The organism is Photobacterium piscicola (genome assembly GCF_046058925.1).
In the GTDB taxonomy this organism is placed as follows: Bacteria; Pseudomonadota; Gammaproteobacteria; order Enterobacterales; family Vibrionaceae; genus Photobacterium; species Photobacterium piscicola.
On the sequence record NZ_CP175534.1, the window covers coordinates 950,199 to 969,644 of the forward strand.

The window sequence follows — 19,446 nt, forward strand, 5'->3', positions numbered from 1 at the left end:
TATTCTGTTGTGTTCCTATATTGTGAGAACTTACTCACGGTTTATACGACGGTGGTTAGTTAGTATCAGCGCCAGAAACTTGGTCACCTCTGGACCTGTGGCCGCACAGCGAACACCCTACAACTAACAATGATTTGCTGGCGGCCACACTACTTCACTACCGCATTATTCTGGCTTAATTTCTTTACTGTTCACCACCACAGCTTGTAACACCAATGCCGCTAATTGATTCGCTTCTTGTGCCACATCATCATTCCACTGCGGCCATACTCGCTGAATATAATCATCACTACCTTCCCCTGCAAACAAGTAACCATCGTTAAAACATTCAGCCATTTTTGTCAGGGCTTTTTGTTCGGTTTCTTCATCACTCTTCCAACTACCATCACGGCCAATATGGGCTTGTATGGCTGCCATCGCAGTTTTAGGAAAATAGGCTAACGGTTGATTTAAACCTTGGTAATACAGTTCAATCAACTGCTGTAAATAAGCTAGCGCTTGCTGCGGTTCAATAATTTGTAATTCAAACTGCTTATCAGTACCAATGATATGGGTAACCTGTTGAGTTTCAGGCACCGATATAGCCAAACATAAATGATCAAGCCAAGCCGTTAGCAGATCTTGTGGACGAATTTTGCCAGTACGGTAACGTAAAAGACCTGACTGATAACGCTGCTTGAGCCAGCCTTGTAAAACAACATTATGCTGAGCTACCTGCACCGTGATCGCCACTTCTTGATCCGCTAATGGTGCATGAATTAATGGCTCAATCACATCAGTTAAATTCGCCACCGCTTGGCGACTAGCCGCTAAATCAAGATCACCAAATGCCGCCACTGGTAAAGTACCCGCAGCCCGTTGTTCAGCGGCAAACTGATGATAAATGACATCAAGATCATCATTTTTTAACTTGGCATCTAATAATAATTCCAATAACTGATCGCGAATTAAATAGCTTTCCAACCCGTTAAGAACAAACGGCTCATCATCTTCTAATAACCCCATTGGCGCTTCAAAATACACTTTAAGACGACGGTTAAAGAAATAACGTACTGGTAAACGCCAAAAACGTTGTAATTCTGCTAACTCTAGAACTAAAACCTGATCATCAGCCATCGGTTCAGCAACTAACGCATCAAGTTGAAATGGCGCACTTGCTTGCCCATCACGGTTAGCCGCAGGTAACCATTCAATCGCAAAACTGGCGTGATCGCCAATAAACGCACTGGGGCTAAACGGCACTAACGGGTGATGTTGAATTAACTGTTGTTTGATATTGTTTGCAGAAACATCTACCGCTAACGGTTGATCGCCCGCGCAGCAATAGCCTTGCTGACAATACTCCACCAGCTCACTGACTAACACTGATGGTACTTTTGGGGCATTGTCTTGAATCGAACGTCCAACATAGCTGATATATAATGTTTGTTGAGCGGATAACAAGGCTTCTAAAAATAAGTAACGGTCATCATCTCGACGAGAACGATCTCCAGCCTTAGTGCGGCCATTCATAAGATCAAACCCTTCAGGAGCTATATTACGCGGGTAAGCCCCATCGTTCATTCCTAATAAACACACCACATTAAAAGGAATTGAGCGCATTGGCATCAGGGTACAGAAATTAACTTGTCCAGCTAAGAAACGTTGACTAACGCGCTCACCAGAGAGCTTATCTTGCAAGTATTGTGTCAATACCGCTGGCGTGATTTGCCCTTGATAACCCGCATCTTGCAATTGCTGATGCAACCGCTGCAAGTTATCGCGAATCGATTTTAAAATTAACTCACCTTCCAGCTCAACTACAAAAAAATCATCCAGTAGCTGATGTAATAACTCCGCCCATTGATTAACGGTTTGTGCTTGTGCCAACGCGTAACGATATTCAATTAAGCTATCGATGAATCCTGCTAATTGTCCTGCTAATTCAGCATCTAACCCTTGTACTTGTTCATAAGCAGAGATCCCTGCAAACAGCCCAGTATCATGTGGCATTGCATAACCTAATAGCATTCGCTGAATACCAAATAGCCATGTATTTTGCAGCTGTTCAGGTAAATCAAATTGACTGGCTGTGTGTTGATCAAGCCCCCATCGAATACCTGCTTCTTCAATCCATTGTTTGATTTTTTCAAAGCTAATACTATCAAAACCAAACTTTTCCATCACCGCTGGTACTTCTAACAGTTCTAATAATTCAGAGGCATGACAGCGGCTATCAGGTAAGGTAAGTAAACGTAAAAATGCCAATAAAATAGGATTTTCTTGCTCTGCCGTACGGTCAGAAATAGAGAAAGGAATGTAACGATTACCCGGCGCATTACCAAATACCGATTGAATTGCGGCACTGTAAGCATTGATATCAGCCACCATCACAATCACATCACGCGGCTTTAGGGTTGGATTGGCTTCAAACATCGCTAGCAATTTATCATGCAGTACTTCCACTTCACGCATTGGGCTATGACAAGCGTGAATGGTAATAGACTGATCATCAGTAGCAATCGGGAATTTGTGCTCGCTGGAATCGAGTTGAGTATCGTCTTGACGATCTTGAAGGTTTAAAATATCTGCTTGAATAGCATGTAACAACGTATCTGCTTCAATATCAACAAAACCTGCGTCGACTTCATTGACTTCCATTGCCGATAACAAATAAATATTATCTCGCCCAAGTTTCCCCATCGATGCTAATAAGCTATTACCAACAACATCATTGTGCATGTCATCGTCATAATTATTTTGATCGTTGTCTTTAAGCACTGACAATAACGCCTCAACATCATCAGCAGTGGCGATATTTTGTAGCTGTACTCGTTGTCTCGCCGCTAAACGTGCCAGATGTTTACGATCGCGAATATCACCCCAATAATATTTACACGGGTTAGTAAACATTAAATGGACATCAATATGTTCACCAATAGCAGCTAACGCATCGAGATAACGTGGTGGTAAGGAAGAAATACCAAACACAAACAATCGTTGCGGTAATCCCGCCGCCAGTAACGCCGCCTTACCTTCATTACCAGAATAATTGTTCAGCGTTTCAATAAAGTGATCGTACAAATTAGCACGATGATACGGTGATTGTTCTAAGGCTAAGGTTTGATCGTAAAGCGCTTGCCATAAGATCGGTTGCCACGGGTGCTCATCATTAAGCTCTGTGACGGTTTCGCCCGCTTCCCATTGCTGGATCCATTCGGGGCGATACACTAAATATTGGTCAAAAATATCGGCTATTTTTTCAGACAGTTGGTAACACTTTAGCGAGTCATTATCGTTTTCTAAATAACGCTGTAATGGTTCAAATTCAGGTTGATCAAATTGTTGTGGCAATACCTGCATTAATTTCCATGTCATCGCTTCTTTATTAAATGCACTTCGCTCGGGCACATCAGCCAAAACTTGAGTAAACATTTTCCAAATAAAAGTCGCAGGTAATGGAAATTCTATATTTGCCGCCACCCCAAACGAGGTCGCTAATTCCATTTTTAACCATTGTGACATACCTGGACTTTGTACCAGAATTTGCTCTTTTTCAAACGGATTCGCTAACGGCTGTAAGCGGATCAATTCAACGAGTAATGATTTAAGCAGATCAAGCTGATTTGAATGATAGACAGTGAACACGCAGATATTCCACAGCAGAAAAATAGATAACCAAATTGTCTACCATCACTGAGATACTGTAAATAAATACAGCTTAAAAACGCCAAAAAGCACCACAATTAATATCAATACGTTGTATAAACACCAATAAAAAAGCCCAGCCAAATTGACTGGGCAACACACTCAACATTTATGGGTACAACAACACATTCGTGAAATTACTGCACCATTGCTATCAAATGTTGTGTGGACAGATTTCACTGCGTTGGAATAATCGACTCACTGGTCGATAAAAAGCTAAATAGCGAATGGCTACATAACCAATAATGATACTTGCAACATATAATTCAATTGTAGCTAAACCATGAACTTGAGCGACATAGTGAGCATCAAAGCCATAACTCTTCATCCAAGCAGCGGTTTTAAATAAGGCCGTCGCACCAATCGCCATAGGGAAAGTAAAGGCGGCATAACCTGGGCTAAACTCTAAGCGTAATAATCGGAAAAAGGCTAAGTAGATCACCGCAGTCATTAGCACCGCAATACCACCTAACATCGCCACGATCACTGGTGACGGTGTAGCGGTAATTGTTAGGTAACCCGCCAAAGATAGACTTGCAGGCGCTGCCATAATCGCAATGGTTGGTTTAGCGCCATCAGGCACTTCATCACGGAACATAAATCGGTAGATCATCATTGGTAACATCACAGCATAAGCAAGCATACCAAACATCAATAATACATAGGCAAGTGGGTGTAATGCTGCCACACCAGGAAATGACACATCAGCAACAATAATACCAATCGGCGGCACGAACCAACTCGGTACCATATGGTGTAAATGGAAATCACGCGCACGGTGAAAAAGGAATAATGCTAAGAAAATAACATGTAATCCAACCGCAAATAGCCAAATATATACACCAACAGTGATCGAGCCATAAACACTGACGGCTTTTGATACCACCATTAATGCCATCGCAAATGTGGGTACGACACTACCAACAACGTGATGAGATAAATCACCCCACAATAGTTTTGGATGCACTAAAAATTTAGCCATTAAAATGAGTAGCATCCCTGCGGCAATCACCGCGCCGGTAATCTGTCCATAACCATGAAGTTGGGCACCATTTTCCCAACACCATAAAATACTGCCAATACCTAATGCTAACCCAGCCATTGGTGTTGGCGCACCAGCGAGTTTTCGTTTTGTTGCTGCAATCATATTTTTACTCCGCTTAAATGATAGCAATAGCGAATTATTGTTTTGTTGCTTGCAGTATACCCGTTTACCAATGTTTATAATAATTGAATATATTTAAAACAGTGTTAAGATTGGTTTAACAATAAGACGGACATGATTCGCCTTACGTCTTTTAATGAGGTAATGATGAATATAGCGTTAAAACAACTCAAAGTTTTTGTGACTGTAGCGCAAGAAAAAACAATTACCGCCGCTGCAGAAAAATTATTTTTATCAAAGCCTGCTGTTAGTATGGCGCTCTCTGAATTGGAAAAACAGTTAGATCATAAACTGTTTGATCGCAACAACAATCGTTTAATAATCAATGAACAAGGAAAACGACTATTACCTCTTGCTGATGAACTTTTAGCTCGTTCAAATGCGATTGAAAATTTATTTGATCAAGCGGGTCCATTAACTGGTCAATTAAAAGTAGGATCAAGTGATACCGTAGGTAATCAAGTAACCCCCTTTTTATTACGCGATTTTAGACTTGAAACCCAACATCGAGATCAAACATTATTTATCTCAAACACCGCTCAAATCTGTCATAAGCTGACAGAATTTGAATTAGATGTGGGTTTAGTTGAAGGCAAAGTACAACACTCAGATCTTGTTGTTCAACCGTGGCTCAGTGATCAAATGGTGATTGCCTGTCACCCACAACATCCATTAACACAGATTGAAAATTTACAGCTATCAGATCTCGAAAATTCAGAATGGGTATTAAGAGAGATAGGATCAGGCACGCGTGAATTTTTTCTAAATCGTATTTCACCACGACTAGATAAATGGACCACGTCATTTGAATTAAATACTACTGAAGCTATCATCAATTGCGTCAGTGCCGATTTAGGTATTACCTGTATCTCTCAACGAGCAATCATACATGCGGTTGAAGAACAACGCGTCGCCATACTAACGATCCCCCTTGATATGAGCCGTCAATATTGGATGCTGTATCATCAAGAAAAATATCAAAGCCCATTATTAAAGCTATTTTTGACATTTTGCCAACAGTGGCAACTTGATTAAACGCGATTATCACCCACACTAAAAGCAATAATTTGGCTGATCTGCGTTAATGATCGGCCTGATTGTTGTTGCCAATGATTAAATGCATTCTGCGCTGCGCGTAATGATTTTAACGTATCACGGCCGCCATCAATAATATCGGTATGACGTAAATAAGCTTCCACATCTTGAGTAAATAAAAAACTATCTTTACCCAAACCACGCAAACTATACGCCCCAGTCTTACCGCCTAAACGACAACCATTTTTCTTTAAATATAGCCATAATCCAACAATGTCCTGCTCAGGCCAATCGGCAACCATGGTAGAAAATGAACCATATTCCAATGCCGCCCGATGGATCATATTGGCATTTTCAGGGATCGTCATGACCTTTTTTAAATCTCGAATAATAGAAGCATCTTGGGCTTTTCGCTCCCACATTTCAGTTGGCATCAAGCCCATTTTTTCAATATCAAACTCAAAAAATGCTTGCTCAAAGGCAGGCCACTTATTACGCACAACTTGCCAACGAATACCACACTGAAACACTTTTTGCGTAAATTCAGCTAACCAACGGTGATCAGGAATTAATTTTAATTGCTCATTATTCAATGGGGTTGTTAATAATTGTTCTAAATTTAATTCACCGCCCTTTCTTTCAGCAGCACGATGATAAATCTGGTTAAATTTTTCTCGAGTCATCACATTCACACGCTTAGCACTAGACTCACTCACCATACTACTGTATAAGCGACCAGTAAATAAATTTTAGGAGAGGATGACCATGGCAGTTATCGTCAAATATGTAGTAGAGCGCAACGGGGAAGAAAAGATGACTTTTACCTCTAAATCCGAAGCCGACGCATATGACAAAATGCTTGATATGGCAGATGATATGTTTGCTTTATTAAGTGAAAGTGACTTATTTGAAGATGAAGCAAAACAAGAAGAACTATCTATGTTCTTAGCGCAAAAGCGTGAACAAGTCTTGGTTGCTTTAGGCGCAAAAAAAGCCAAACCAGCACCAAAAGCAAAAGCTGTAAAACCTGAAGTTGTTGCCGATGAGCAGCAGCAAGACGCCGCATAATTTTTCGATTATTCAGTTTGTCGTCGAAAGCCTCCTAATGGAGGTTTTTTTTATTCTTTATATTCTCCCCCCCCCACTTTTCTCTGCGTCATTGTGAACAAATAAAAGTTTCAAAATGAATTGTATTATGTCCGTTTTTCGTCAATAAACTATCATTTTGCTCTGATTATCAGTTCAGCTCTTCTTTATTTTTGTAACTGTCTTTATGATAGATAAATTAGCGGTAAATCATCGATTAACTCAATAGGCAATCACTGACTTTAGTTATTGATGATCGCATTATTTTAATTACCGCATCGTATTATTTTATTTGAAATGGAGAACAGGTAATCATGTCTAGCTTTTCACTTGCCCTAGGTACTGCAACTAAAAACCGAGATGGAAAAATTATAGAAGCGTTTTTCCCTACCCCAACGCTACATCCATCTGAACAACTTGTAAAAGACATTGCAGCTATCGTAGATTATCACGGTGGTAACCAAGCGATTGAGGTTACACCTGAGCAATGTGCTGCAATTGCATCTGCCTTTGAAGATGCTAATGATGAAGTAAGCGCACAATTTGCAGCTAAAGCAACATTGTCTTCACAGTCACTGGTTATGGTTATGCTTAAAACAGACATCTCACCAGTATCTGTTGCTGAAGGTTTCTTAAAACTACAACTTATTTCTCACCGTTTAGTGAAACCACACGGTTTAGTTCTTGATGGCATCTTTGGTTTATTACACAACATTGCATGGACAAACCAAGGTCCTATCGACTTACCAGAACTTGCTGAGCGCCAAATGGATGCGCGTCTTAATGGCGAAACTATCACTGTTGATTGCGTAGATAAGTTTCCTAAAATGGTGGACTACATCGTACCAACAGGCGTACGTATTGCTGATACATCCCGTGTTCGCTTAGGTGCACATGTGGGTGAAGGCACCACTGTTATGCATGAAGGCTTCATTAACTTCAATGCTGGTACAACAGGCGTAAGCATGGTTGAAGGGCGTATTTCTGCAGGTGTTATGGTGGGTAATGGCTCTGACATCGGTGGTGGCGCTTCAATTATGGGTACACTATCAGGCGGCGGTAAAGTCGTGGTATCCATTGGTGAAAATAGCCTTTTAGGTGCCAACGCTGGCCTTGGTTTCCCTCTGGGTGATCGTTGCACTATTGAATCAGGCTTATATGTTACTGCTGGTTCAAAAGTACAAATGCTTGATGCTGACGGTAAAGCTGTTGAAACAGCCAAAGCACGCGATCTTGCAGGTAAAGCAGATCTCTTGTTCCGTCGTAACTCAATGACAGGCCAAATTGAATGTTTAACCAATAAAACAGCAATTGAACTAAACAGCGAACTGCACAGCAATAACTAATTAATGTCTGCTACTCAATGATCGCCAACGGCCGCAATGCTGCTATATATTGGTATAACAAATAGCATCGCGGCCGTTTTTAATTATGCTTCAGTCTCGAGTTGTGGCTTTTTCTTAATAATATAAATAAAGGGATTCGCAAATGAGAATTTACTTCCCTGAGTAGTTAAGCGCTTATCTCGCATCGCCACTAATACTTCTTTTTGTACTTTAACCAAAGCAAAGAAGCGCAACATCATAAAACCAATTAAAATCGGTAAAAATACTGAACCCGCCTCATTTGACTGCAAAATAAAACTGATCGCCATCCAACCCACAATCATCGCGACTAATAAATAAAACGACGCGGTTTTCAATTCAATTCTAACTTCTGAGTCCGTTTCATTACGCTGGAAAAAAAATTTCACTGGTTGTTCCCTAAAATCAATCTATTGAATTTCATTTTTACATAATTTCCTACGCAATAATATTAACAACATCAACCCATGCATACATTTCACGCCAACAACAAAAACATTTCATCACTATGATTCACAATTCTAATCAACCACACAAAGCAAAAAAATACTCAACCTACATATATGCAACCTAAACAATGCTTTTTATGCGTGTAAATACATATATGAAGTGGCATAGTTAATTTGGCCACCTAGTTAGAGGTGATATCATCACCTCATAATTTAATAGGTGACACTATGACTAAAAGAATACGCCCTAATTTTACACCTGAATTTCGATTAGAATCAGCACAACTCGTTTTAGACCAAGGCTACTCTGTAAAAGAAGCTGCGGAAGCAATGAATGTTGGTAAATCAACAATGGATAAGTGGGTTCGACAGCTGAAAGATGAACGTGGTGGAATGACACCGAAAGCAACACCAATGACGCCTGATCAGCTTAAAATTCGTGAATTAGAGAAGAAGATTAAACGGATTGAAATGGAGAAAGAAATACTAAAAAAAGCAACCGCTCTTTTGGCCTCGGACTCATTCAAAACTTCATATTAGTTGATGAATTAAAAGCTTATTATCCTGTATCTATCCTTTGTCATGTCTTTGATATTCATCGCAGTAGCTATAAATATTGGACTAAACGGCCTAAAACGCAGTCAAAAGAGCAAGTGCTATTATCTAGTGAAGTGAAGGCTGCACATCGTGCCAGTAGTGGCTCTGCTGGAGCCAGAACAATTGCAGGTATCGTTACGACTAAAGGCGTGCCGTTAAGTCGATATAAGGCAACTAACATCATGAAACAACTAGGATTAGTCAGTTGTCAGGTTAAAAAACATCGTTATAAAAAAGTAGAAAATGAACATTTAAATATTCCCAATACATTAGATCGCCAGTTTGCAGTTACTGAGCCTAATCAGGTTTGGTGTGGCGACGTGACATATATTTGGTCAGGACAACGTTGGTTGTACCTTGCTGTTGTGATTGATTTATTTGCCCGTAAAGTGATTGGTTGGGCAACGTCAGGCTCACCCAATACAGATCTAACAGGTAAAGCCCTTTCGATGGCTTATGAAGTTCGAGGGGCGCCTAAAAGTGTTATGTTTCATTCAGATCAAGGCTGTCATTACACAAGTAAACAATATCGCCGATTACTTTGGCGGTATCAAATTACACAAAGTATGAGTCGACGTGGAAATTGTTGGGATAACGCCCCAATGGAACGATTTTTTAGAAGTTTTAAAACAGAGTGGATGCCAACTGCGGGTTATCGCTCATCGAATGAAGCTAAAGTGGCGATCACTGAATATATTATCCGATATTACAACCAAGTCAGGCCCCATCAATATAACGGTGGCTTGACGCCTAATGAATCAGAACGCCGATTTAATAATGAATACAAATCAGTGGCCAATTTTACTTGACCACTTCAGACACCTCCTTCACGGAGAGAGAGTCAGTAGCGGATATACTGATGGGTCAGGGATTACCGAAGAATGACTTCTAGGATGAAGTTAAGATTTACCTGGGGATTTGTATATCAAGGATTGATAGCAGGGAGCACGACAGTAGCTGGATTGCTACAAAAGTAATATCTAAGGGCGTGACAATATTTATTGTCGCGCCCATTCTTTTTGGCGCGAGAAAAAGTTAATAATCGCAGCCTTCAGGAATACGGTGCGGCGGCACATAAAAATAACTCGCACGTAAACGTTTCATTTCAATATAACCTTGATAGATATCCATACCATCAGTTGAAAACTCAAACACAAATACTGTTCGCCAGCCCCATTCTCCATGATGATCTTTGAGCTTTTGCTCACCTCTCGCAAAGCTGATCATCTGCAAGCCCATATTTTTACAACGCTGCTCAATGTAATACTGCGCTAATTCAGTTTGGCGTCGTTGTTGCCAAAATAAGACGCCGATAATAGCAATAATTAAAATACCAAACAGGTTATTCATAGAGTAAAAAGCCTTTATAAACGGTGAATGCGATTAGTGATTTTTAGCATGCTGTTGTAATTTTTGAATAGCATTGATCAGTGCTGGATCCGCTTGACCATGAAGTATCTGCAACATGATTCCACGTAATAATGGTTGCATGACTAAATCAGTAAATAGTTGATTAAACAATGTCTGATCTTGGGTTTCAGCTAAACGTAATAAAAATAATGAGGCGATATTTATATCAGTAAAACCACTCCAACAACGACCAGCGATAGCAATAAGTACCTCGCGGTGACATAACGATGGTTGATGCAAAATAGTCGTTAGGGTTTGCTGTAATTGTTGTGGTGCACTACCTGCAAGGGCACGTACTAACGCTGATATCAAAAATAAATCGGGTTGCTGTTGTTGGCATTCTAGCGTTAAGCGTTCCGTTATACGTTGTGCTAACGGTGCAGGAATAGGGCAATGCTCAAGGCAACCTAGTAATGCATACAGTGGCGTCATTGGAAGATGGTTTAACGCTTTACGTAACGAGGTTGCGTTATTGTGTTGTGACATACGAGCACAGATATCAGCTAAGCCTTGTAGACCTACATGTTGCCATTGTAACCAATCTTGTTGGCCTGATAAGTAAGCTTGTGCATCGGCATAGTATTGGCTAGGCGGTAGGTTAAGTAATACTCGTAATTGCGCATTAAATATCGCCATCTTGTCATCATTGGGCTTAAACGTATAAGGGTTGTTGGCAAGCTTTTGTTGTTCATCTTCGGTAGGGGTACTGTTTAAACTTGCGCCCATAGCTTCAATGACATATTTAATAAAATCACCAACCGCCGCTTGTTTTAGTAGCCCACGTTCATCCAATGGTAAGCGTAAAAACCACACCCAAGGTGGTTGCTGATGTTGCCAAAATGAAATGGCAATATGGGCATGCTGCTGAAGTGGCCATGGATAAGGCTGACGATTCTCTTCAACTGCTTTAAATTGGTCGTTATCAATTTCATTCACTCGACGACCTAAATCAAAAATATTGTAACGACAACCTGCGTTATCAAGCAATTGGGTTAAAGTATGAAAGGTTTCCATGGACATAATAAATAAAGCTCCTTCAATTTAGCTTGTTAGTTTAAGTAATCGTATTAAGTCAGCATACCTGTGAATAGATCGCTAATCACCATAATATAGTTGGGGCTGTTGGGCCAAAATGCTATCCTGCGCCGTTTTTATTATCAATAAAAGAGGAGTTATGATGGATAAATATCATCAAAGTCAGCAATTACTCACTCAATTAGAAAATATTCTACAACAGCACCAATATTGGCAAGAGGTTGCTCCTGAGCCACAAGCATTAGCGAGTACAGAACCTTTTGCGATTGATACTTTAGATTGTCATCAGTGGCTTCAATGGATTTTTATTCCTAAATTACGTTATTTAATCGTGCAACGCTTACCATTGCCGACCCAATTTGCTATTTCACCTTATGTAGAAGAAGCAATGAAAAACCAAGTCGGTGTACTAGATATTGTGGCAACAACACGTGAAATTGATCAATTATTTAAACATTAAGTGAGCATAATGGAACTGGAAATTTTATATCAAGATGATGCGTTAATTGCAGTAAATAAACCTGCAGGTATGTTGGTGCATCGTTCTTGGTTAGATAGCCACGAAACTGTATTTGTGGTGCAAACATTGCGCGATCAAATTGGGCAGCATGTGTTTCCATTGCATCGTTTAGATAGGCCAACATCTGGGGTACTTTTATTTGGCTTATCCAGTGAGGTTGCAGCATTGATGATGCCAGTCTTTGCTGGTCGAGAAATGCATAAAACTTATCATGCGGTAGTGAGAGGCTGGGTAAAAGAAGCGGCAGTGCTGGATTATCCGCTTAAAGTGATGCTAGATAAAATTGCAGATAAAAAAGCGACCGAAGACAAAGAGCCTCAAGCGGCCGTTACCGCTTATGCGCCATTAGCGACAGTCGAAACTGATATTGCAGTAGGGCGTTATGCGACCAGTCGTTATAGCTTAATTGAACTGCAACCAGAAACCGGACGTAAACACCAATTACGCCGTCATATGCATCACTTAGACCATCATATGATTGGTGATGTTAACTATGGCGATGGTAAGCACAATCGTATGTTCCGTGAAAATCTTGATTGTCATCGTTTGATGCTGCACGCATCACGATTACAATTTATTCATCCATTAACAGGTGCTGCACTAGATATTCGCGCTGATGTTGATGATGTTTGGCAACGTGTTATGACGACATTTAATTGGTCACCGTCATTACTGTTAAATGCATAATATAAAATAGCGTTCAATGGTGGTGAATGGGCGATAGCGCAAACTTATCAGCTTAAATTTACGTCAGCACTTGCTTTTCTTTAGTGTAATTGCCAGATTGGTAATAGTCCCTTATTGAGGACGTCTGACAGCAAAGGAGAGCGGACAATGAATAAGTTAGGCATATTTGTAGGCTCTGTATATGGCGGAGCAGAAGAGTTAGCAGAAGCATTAGCCGCAAAATTAACCTCGGTGCCCGTTGAGATTTTCTTTGACTCAACACTCGATGATTTCATGGCCTATGATGCTGATACTGTGTTAGTGATAACGTCGACTACCGGTCAAGGTGAGATTCCAGAAAATCTATTACCGTTATATGTCGCGCTGAAGGATCAATTCCCTCTACTGCCCAAGCAACGTTATGGTGTCATTGCTTTAGGTGATTCTAGTTATGGGGAAGATCGTTTTTGTGGGGCAGGACGTCAATTTGATACGTTATTAACTGAGCTCAATTCGGCATCAGTTCAACCTCGATTAGATATTGATGCTGGGGTGCATTTTGAGCCGTTAGATGTTGCAGATGCATGGTTTACACAATTTGTAGCGAGTGCAGATCAAGCTGCGGCGTAACTATATTATTGAAATAAAACTGATTGTTGACATTGCAATCGAGAGTTACCCCGTTAGTCATTAACGGGGTATTAATCTTATATCTCAACATGGTCGTGTGATTTACGCATGTTTATTGATAGTCGTAATTAATGTTTCACGTAATAACTGCTGTTGTTGTTTGGTTAAGCGTCCACCCGTTTCATTAACAATAATAAAAAAGTCTTCTGCTCGCTCACCGATAGTGGTGATTTTAGCGGCTTGTAAACTCACATTAAGATCTGCAAATACAGCGCCGATCTTTGCTAATAATCCAGGCATATCTAATGCGACTAACTCCATCATAGTTTTGCGTCCAGTTTTGGTTGATAAAAATTCAACTTTGGTCGGTACATTAAAATGGAGTAATTTGCGTGGTGCTCGGCGAATTTTACGCTCAGATTTCATCGCGGTAAGGGCTTTGGTTAAATTACGAATAATACCCACATGGCGGTTTTCATTAATCGCTTTGCCGTTAGGATCAAGTACCATAAAAGTATCTAGCGTATAACCATCCTTACTATTCATTATCTGAGCATCATGAATACTTAAATTTTTCTTATCTAGCTCAGAGACCACAATTGCGAACAGTTTGGCTTTATCTTTGCTGTAGATAAATACTTCAGTGCCGCCACGGGTGGCTTTTTTACTCATCAAGATAATTGGTTTATCACCATTGTGTGTTAATAATGCTTGTGCATGCCATGCCAACTGTTTATGTGTATGACGTAGAAAGTAATCAGCTTTAAAGCGACGCCATAGCACTTCAATATCACGTGGCATAAAACCTTTTCCGCGTAATATTGCCGATGCGAGTTGTTGATTGTGACGAATACGATCACGCATGTCTGGGGTTTTTTCTAGCCCACGGCGTAATGTTTTTTGGGTCGAGTAGTACAATTCTGCCAATAGAGTACGTTTCCAACTATTCCATAGATCTTGGTTGGTGGCACAAATATCAGCAACGGTTAAGCATACCAAGTAATCTAAATGCTCTTCATCACCCACTTGTTTAGCGAACTCGGCCACGACTTCTGGATCATAAATATCACGTCGTTGAGCGGTGACTGACATTAATAAGTGTTTTTGCACCAGCCATGAAACCGTTTCAGCATCAGGGTGAGACAGCCCGTGTTCGATACAAAAATCATAAGCATCTACCGCACCTAATTCGGAGTGATCACCGCCACGTCCTTTAGCTATGTCGTGAAAGATCGCAGCCAAGATTAAGATTTCTTTTTTAATTAAACGCGGATAAACCTCACAACAAATCGGGTGCTGTGAATGTTGATTAGGATCGTTAAATTTATGCAGATTTTTAATAACACGAATGCTGTGTTCATCAACGGTATACACATGAAATAAATCAAATTGCATTTGGCCTACAATGTGACTCCATTGTGGCAAATAGGCCGCAATAACGCCGTGACGATGCATTAATTGAAATGCTTTTTGAAGCGCATTGGGCTGGCGTACTAACTCCATAAATTTTTCACGAGCCGCAGGAATGTCAATCAAAAAGCGGTTGAGTCGGCGTCTAGCGGTGCGTAATTGACGTAGGGTAGGCGCGGCAATACCTTCAATATCAGAATTTTGTGCAATATGAAGAAACATATCGAGAATGGTTTCTGGTCGCGCTTGAAATAAGGCCGGTTTGGTGGCTTCGATTAAATTGCCTCGTAATTGAAAATCATCATTGAGTACAATGGGCGCAAGGCGAGAGTCTGGTTTAATGATTGCTTCATCAAACAGCTGTAATAACATTTTATTGAGTTCAGCCACACGGCGTAAAATGCGATAAAATGCTTTCATCATCATTTCGACTGCTTGATTACCTTCACCATGATAATCGAGGTTTTCTGCTACTGAGGTTTGGTGATCAAAGGTGAGACGATTATCATAACGACGCAGCTCTATATGAAGGGCAAATCGAATTCGCCACAATGCATTTTGGCATTCAACTAGCTCTCGGTATTCAGCATCGGTTAAAAAACCATGATGACTCATTTCTAATAAGCTGGTGGCTCCAAAATGACGTCGTGCAACCCAGCTAAGGGTATGGATATCACGTAAGCCACCAGGACTTGATTTGATGTCAGGTTCAAGATTATAGGTGGTGTCGTGATAACGAGCATGGCGAATGCGTTGTTCTTCAACTTTGGCCTGATAAAATGTTTCACTTGGCCAAAAGGAAGGTGAATTAATTGCCACGGTTAATTGGTGGAATGTTTGTTGGTTACCACATAAAAACCGTGATTCAGTTAAATTAGTGGCGACAGTCAGATCGTCTTTACCAACGGCAATACATTCTTCAACGGTACGTACACTTTGGCCGACTTCTAAACGTAAATCCCATAGTAATGTTATTAGAGCACTGACATTGGTCGCAACGTCTTCCGCTAATGGCTGTTGACTTAATATTAATAGGTCAACATCAGATAATGGATGCAATTCTCCACGACCATAACCACCTACAGCGATTAATGCTAAGTCAGGTTGTTGTTCAAACCCATAAAAACGCCACAATCGAATTAATAATTGATCAATGAAATGACTGCGTTCTGTGACTAAATCAACAATGGATTTTTGTTGTTTAAATTGCGATTTTTGCTCTTCAGCAAAATGGGTGAGTGCACTACGTAAGCTGTCGAGAGTAATGGCATCGTCGAGGTAATCAGAAAGTTGCGTCGCTAAAAGATCTGTCATTGCTGTCCGTGCGGTAAGGATGTCTTGTATTTACTATAACCATTTCGAATCATGAACTGTATCGCTAGATATAAAAAAACCGACGCAGAAGGTCGGTTTTTTTTATTTTAGCAACGGTGCTAATGCAGATAACGAATTATGCGTTATGCATTAAACGTGGCAATGTTTCTTCTTTACGTAGTGTTAAGATTTCACAACCATCTTTAGTTACTAATAAGGTATGTTCCCACTGTGCTGATTTTTTACCATCAACTGTGTACACCGTCCAACCATCTTGCTCGTCTGATTCACAGCTGAATTTACCTGCGTTGATCATCGGTTCGATAGTAAAACACATGCCTTCTTTCATTACTGTGCGATCACTATTTTTGTAGTGAACCACTTGTGGCTCTTCATGGAATTCGTTACCAATACCATGACCACAGTAATCTTTAACGATAGAAAAACGGCTGCTACCCGCTTTGATGAATTTTTGAATGGCAGTACCTAGATCGCCAATTTTCGCACCCGGTTTTACTTTTTTGATAGCCAGATAAAGGCTTTCTTGAGCAACACGACAAAGGCGTTTGTCTTCAAGAGATACTTCACCTACTTCAAACATCTTTGAAGTATCACCATGGTAACCATCTTTAATCACTGTCACGTCAATATTAATGATGTCGCCATCTTTCAATATTGCGGGCTTGTTATATTTGCCGTTAGCTTCTACAACAATTTCATCTGCTGATGCAGGAATGCCGTGGCAAACAACGTGGTTAATAGAGGTACACACAGATTTAGGAAAGCCGTGGTAGTTCAACGGTGCCGGAATAGCTTGTTGAACTTGTGTGATGTAGTCATGACAGATTTGGTCTAGCTCTTCTGTCGTCACACCTGCCTTTACATGCGGTTCGATCATTTCTAATACGTCTGCAGCCAAGCGGCCAGCAACACGCATTTTTTCAATTTCTTCAGCCGTTTTGATCTTAATGCTCATAAAATCGTCTCAATCTGTATGTTTCTGTGTGGGACTATATTACCAGCCGCAAGGGGTTAAAGGAAAGATAAGATTAGTTCTCATGTCCAATTTTGACTGGATTTTATTAGTCGTTCTATGGTATAAAGCGCGCCGTAAACAGTGATTTTGTATCTGTTATAAGCAATTATTTAACCTTAGTGGTGAGGTCATTGCGAGTGATGGTGCAACTTGATTGGATTACACATACTTTATTTATTATTCACACATATCGACACATCTGCCGGGGTGCTCAGTTACTTATTGTAGGTAACAACAGCAATACGCTGTTATCGGGTCGGTTTTAAGATGGGATATGTGGACGCCTAACCCCATAGAGGATTATTCAATGGCAACTGTATCAATGCGCGACATGCTTCAGGCTGGTGTACACTTTGGTCACCAAACTCGTTACTGGAACCCAAAAATGAAGCCATTCATTTTCGGCGCTCGTAACCGTGTACACATCATCAACCTAGAAAAAACTGTACCAATGTTCAATGCAGCACTAGCTGAAATTGAAAAAATTGCTGCACGTAAAGGTAAAGTTCTTTTCGTTGGTACTAAGCGCGCAGCTAGCGAATCAATCAAAGAAGCAGCAATTAGCTGTGACCAGTACTACGTAAACAACCGTTGGTTGGGTGGTATGTTGACTAACTGGAAAACTGTTCGTCAATCAATCAAGCGTCTTAAAGATCTTGAAGCTCAATCTATTGATGGTACTTTCGAAAAGCTAACCAAGAAAGAAGCGCTTATGCGTACTCGTGAAATGGAAAAGCTTGAGAAATCACTAGGTGGTATTAAGAACATGGGCGGCCTACCAGACGCAATGTTCGTAATCGGCGCTGACTGTGAGCACATCGCAATCAAAGAAGCTAACAACCTAGGTATCCCAGTATTTGCTGTTGTTGATACTAACTCTGATCCAGACGGCGTTGATTTCGTTATCCCAGGTAACGATGACGCAATCCGCGCGATTCAGCTTTACACTGGTGCTGTAGCTCAAACTGTTAAAGAAGCTCGTAACCAAGATATCGCTGTTCAAGCAGAAGAAGACGGTTTCGTAGCTGAAGCTTAATAGCCTGCTGCTTTACATAAGCATCTTAAGTTACCTTGCGTAAACTAAGAATGGTTACCAGGGGCCGATAATGGCCCCTGATTTTTACTCAACGAATTCAAATCTGAGGATTATCACATGGCAACAGTTACAGCTGCCCTAGTTAAAGAACTGCGTGAACGTACTGGCGCAGGTATGATGGATTGTAAGAAAGCACTAGTAGAAGCTAACGCTGATATTGAGCTAGCAATCGAAAACATGCGTAAGAGCGGTGCTGCTAAAGCTGCTAAAAAAGCAGGTAACGTAGCAGCTGAAGGTACTATCATCATCAAAGATGCTGACGGTAAAGCAGCACTTGTTGAAGTAAACTGCCAGACTGACTTCGTTGCTAAAGATGGTAGCTTCCTTGCATTCGCTAACTCTGTTGCTGATGCAGCACTTGCTAGCCACGCAACAGTTGAAGAACTTCAAGCACAATTTGAAGAAGCACGTATCGAGCTAGTAGCTAAGATCGGCGAAAACATCTCTATCCGTCGCGTAGCATACATCGCTGGCGATAAGGTTTCTGCTTACACTCACGGTACTCGTATCGCAGTAGTTGTTGCTGGTAACGGCGACGAAGAAACACTTAAGCACATTGCAATGCACGTTGCTGCATCTAACCCTGAATACGTTAACCCAACTGACGTACCAGCTGAAGTTGTTGCAAAAGAGCGCGCAGTTCAAGTTGAAATCGCTATGAACGAAGGCAAGCCACAAGCTATCGCTGAGAAGATGGTTGAAGGCCGCATGAAGAAGTTCACTGGCGAAGTTTCTCTAACTGGCCAAGCTTTCATCATGGAACCTAAGAAAACTGTTGGCGACATCTTGAAAGAAACAGGCGCTACAGTAACTGACTTCGTACGTCTAGAAGTTGGTGAAGGTATCGAGAAAGCTCAAGAAATGAGCTTTGCTGAAGAAGTAGCAGCTGTTCAAAAAGGTTAATCCTTTTTAATCAGAATATCAAAGACCGCAACCGAGGTTGCGG

General features: G+C 40.8%; 17 protein-coding genes. 9 read left to right on the top strand and 8 right to left on the bottom strand.

Annotated features, from left to right (window positions below):
• Window positions 1-165: 165 nt before the first annotated feature.
• The gene (recC, locus tag ACJZU6_RS04695; protein WP_080158970.1) at window positions 166-3,627 is read right to left on the bottom strand and encodes an exodeoxyribonuclease V subunit gamma; all 3,462 of its coding nucleotides are present in this window, start codon (window positions 3,625-3,627) and stop codon (window positions 166-168) included.
• Window positions 3,628-3,841: 214 nt separating this feature from the next.
• Window positions 3,842-4,834, bottom strand: coding sequence for a TDT family transporter (locus ACJZU6_RS04700; RefSeq protein WP_080158969.1), 993 nt, complete (start codon window positions 4,832-4,834; stop codon window positions 3,842-3,844).
• A 165-nt stretch (window positions 4,835-4,999) separates the two neighbouring features.
• Between ACJZU6_RS04700 and ACJZU6_RS04705 the strand changes: the two genes are divergently transcribed.
• Window positions 5,000-5,887 carry a LysR substrate-binding domain-containing protein gene (locus tag ACJZU6_RS04705; RefSeq protein WP_408900919.1) on the top strand — a complete coding sequence of 296 codons (888 nt, stop codon included), beginning with the start codon at window positions 5,000-5,002 and terminating at the stop codon, window positions 5,885-5,887.
• Here ACJZU6_RS04705 and ACJZU6_RS04710 read toward each other — a convergent pair.
• Window positions 5,884-6,570, bottom strand: a complete 687-nt coding sequence (locus ACJZU6_RS04710) for a DNA-3-methyladenine glycosylase I (protein WP_080158967.1) — start codon at window positions 6,568-6,570, stop codon at window positions 5,884-5,886. The genes ACJZU6_RS04705 and ACJZU6_RS04710 overlap by 4 nt on opposite strands.
• An 82-nt stretch (window positions 6,571-6,652) precedes the next feature.
• On the opposite strand from ACJZU6_RS04710, the gene ACJZU6_RS04715 reads away from it, so the two are divergent.
• Together ACJZU6_RS04715 and dapD are read left to right on the top strand one after the other, a co-directional pair.
• The gene (locus tag ACJZU6_RS04715; RefSeq protein ID WP_065167310.1) at window positions 6,653-6,955 is read left to right on the top strand and encodes a YebG family protein; all 303 of its coding nucleotides are present in this window, start codon (window positions 6,653-6,655) and stop codon (window positions 6,953-6,955) included.
• A gap of 332 nt (window positions 6,956-7,287) precedes the next feature.
• Window positions 7,288-8,319: a 2,3,4,5-tetrahydropyridine-2,6-dicarboxylate N-succinyltransferase gene (dapD, locus tag ACJZU6_RS04720; RefSeq protein ID WP_408900707.1), complete on the top strand. Its 1,032-nt coding sequence runs from the start codon at window positions 7,288-7,290 to the stop codon at window positions 8,317-8,319.
• Between the two features lie 83 nt (window positions 8,320-8,402).
• Here dapD and ACJZU6_RS04725 read toward each other — a convergent pair whose 3' ends face one another.
• On the bottom strand, window positions 8,403-8,726 hold the full coding sequence (locus ACJZU6_RS04725; protein ID WP_235865974.1) for a hypothetical protein: 324 nt from the start codon (window positions 8,724-8,726) through the stop codon (window positions 8,403-8,405).
• 288 nt (window positions 8,727-9,014) lie between these two features.
• Here ACJZU6_RS04725 and ACJZU6_RS04730 point away from each other — a divergent pair.
• A protein-coding gene (locus ACJZU6_RS04730; protein ID WP_408900069.1) for an IS3 family transposase occupies window positions 9,015-10,192 on the top strand; the annotation gives its coding sequence in 2 pieces (ribosomal slippage) (window positions 9,015-9,273 and window positions 9,273-10,192; 1,179 coding nt in all).
• A 226-nt stretch (window positions 10,193-10,418) separates the two neighbouring features.
• Here the strand turns inward: ACJZU6_RS04730 and ACJZU6_RS04735 are convergent.
• Both ACJZU6_RS04735 and ACJZU6_RS04740 read right to left on the bottom strand, forming a co-directional pair.
• Entirely contained in the window at window positions 10,419-10,733 is a 315-nt protein-coding gene (locus ACJZU6_RS04735; RefSeq protein WP_080158990.1) for a DUF3301 domain-containing protein, read from the bottom strand.
• A 33-nt stretch (window positions 10,734-10,766) separates the two neighbouring features.
• Window positions 10,767-11,813, bottom strand: a complete 1,047-nt coding sequence (locus ACJZU6_RS04740; RefSeq protein WP_080158991.1) for a DUF3549 family protein — start codon at window positions 11,811-11,813, stop codon at window positions 10,767-10,769.
• Between the two features lie 157 nt (window positions 11,814-11,970).
• Between ACJZU6_RS04740 and ACJZU6_RS04745 the strand changes: the two genes are divergently transcribed.
• The 3 genes from ACJZU6_RS04745 (at window position 11,971) to ACJZU6_RS04755 (ending at window position 13,644) form a co-directional block, all read left to right on the top strand.
• Window positions 11,971-12,288: a YqcC family protein gene (locus ACJZU6_RS04745; protein WP_080158992.1), complete on the top strand. Its 318-nt coding sequence runs from the start codon at window positions 11,971-11,973 to the stop codon at window positions 12,286-12,288.
• A gap of 9 nt (window positions 12,289-12,297) precedes the next feature.
• The gene (gene truC, locus ACJZU6_RS04750) at window positions 12,298-13,035 is read left to right on the top strand and encodes a tRNA pseudouridine(65) synthase TruC (RefSeq protein ID WP_080158993.1); all 738 of its coding nucleotides are present in this window, start codon (window positions 12,298-12,300) and stop codon (window positions 13,033-13,035) included.
• Window positions 13,036-13,182: 147 nt separating this feature from the next.
• Entirely contained in the window at window positions 13,183-13,644 is a 462-nt protein-coding gene (locus ACJZU6_RS04755) for a flavodoxin (protein ID WP_408900708.1), read from the top strand.
• Window positions 13,645-13,746: 102 nt separating this feature from the next.
• On the opposite strand, the gene glnD is transcribed toward ACJZU6_RS04755, so the two are convergent.
• Both glnD and map read right to left on the bottom strand, forming a co-directional pair.
• Window positions 13,747-16,368 carry a bifunctional uridylyltransferase/uridylyl-removing protein GlnD gene (gene glnD / locus ACJZU6_RS04760; RefSeq protein ID WP_080158995.1) on the bottom strand — a complete coding sequence of 874 codons (2,622 nt, stop codon included), beginning with the start codon at window positions 16,366-16,368 and terminating at the stop codon, window positions 13,747-13,749.
• A 136-nt stretch (window positions 16,369-16,504) separates the two neighbouring features.
• A complete protein-coding gene (gene map / locus ACJZU6_RS04765; RefSeq protein WP_080158996.1) occupies window positions 16,505-17,344 on the bottom strand; it encodes a type I methionyl aminopeptidase in 840 nt (279 codons plus the stop codon).
• Window positions 17,345-17,711: 367 nt separating this feature from the next.
• Here map and rpsB point away from each other — a divergent pair, with 367 nt between their 5' ends.
• Both rpsB and tsf read left to right on the top strand, forming a co-directional pair.
• Complete coding sequence (gene rpsB, locus ACJZU6_RS04770) at window positions 17,712-18,440, top strand: 30S ribosomal protein S2 (protein ID WP_080158997.1); 729 nt, start codon at window positions 17,712-17,714, stop codon at window positions 18,438-18,440.
• Between the two features lie 117 nt (window positions 18,441-18,557).
• Window positions 18,558-19,403 (top strand): translation elongation factor Ts, encoded by an 846-nt coding sequence (tsf, locus tag ACJZU6_RS04775; protein ID WP_408900709.1) that lies wholly within the window; start codon window positions 18,558-18,560, stop codon window positions 19,401-19,403.
• Window positions 19,404-19,446: the final 43 nt, after the last annotated feature.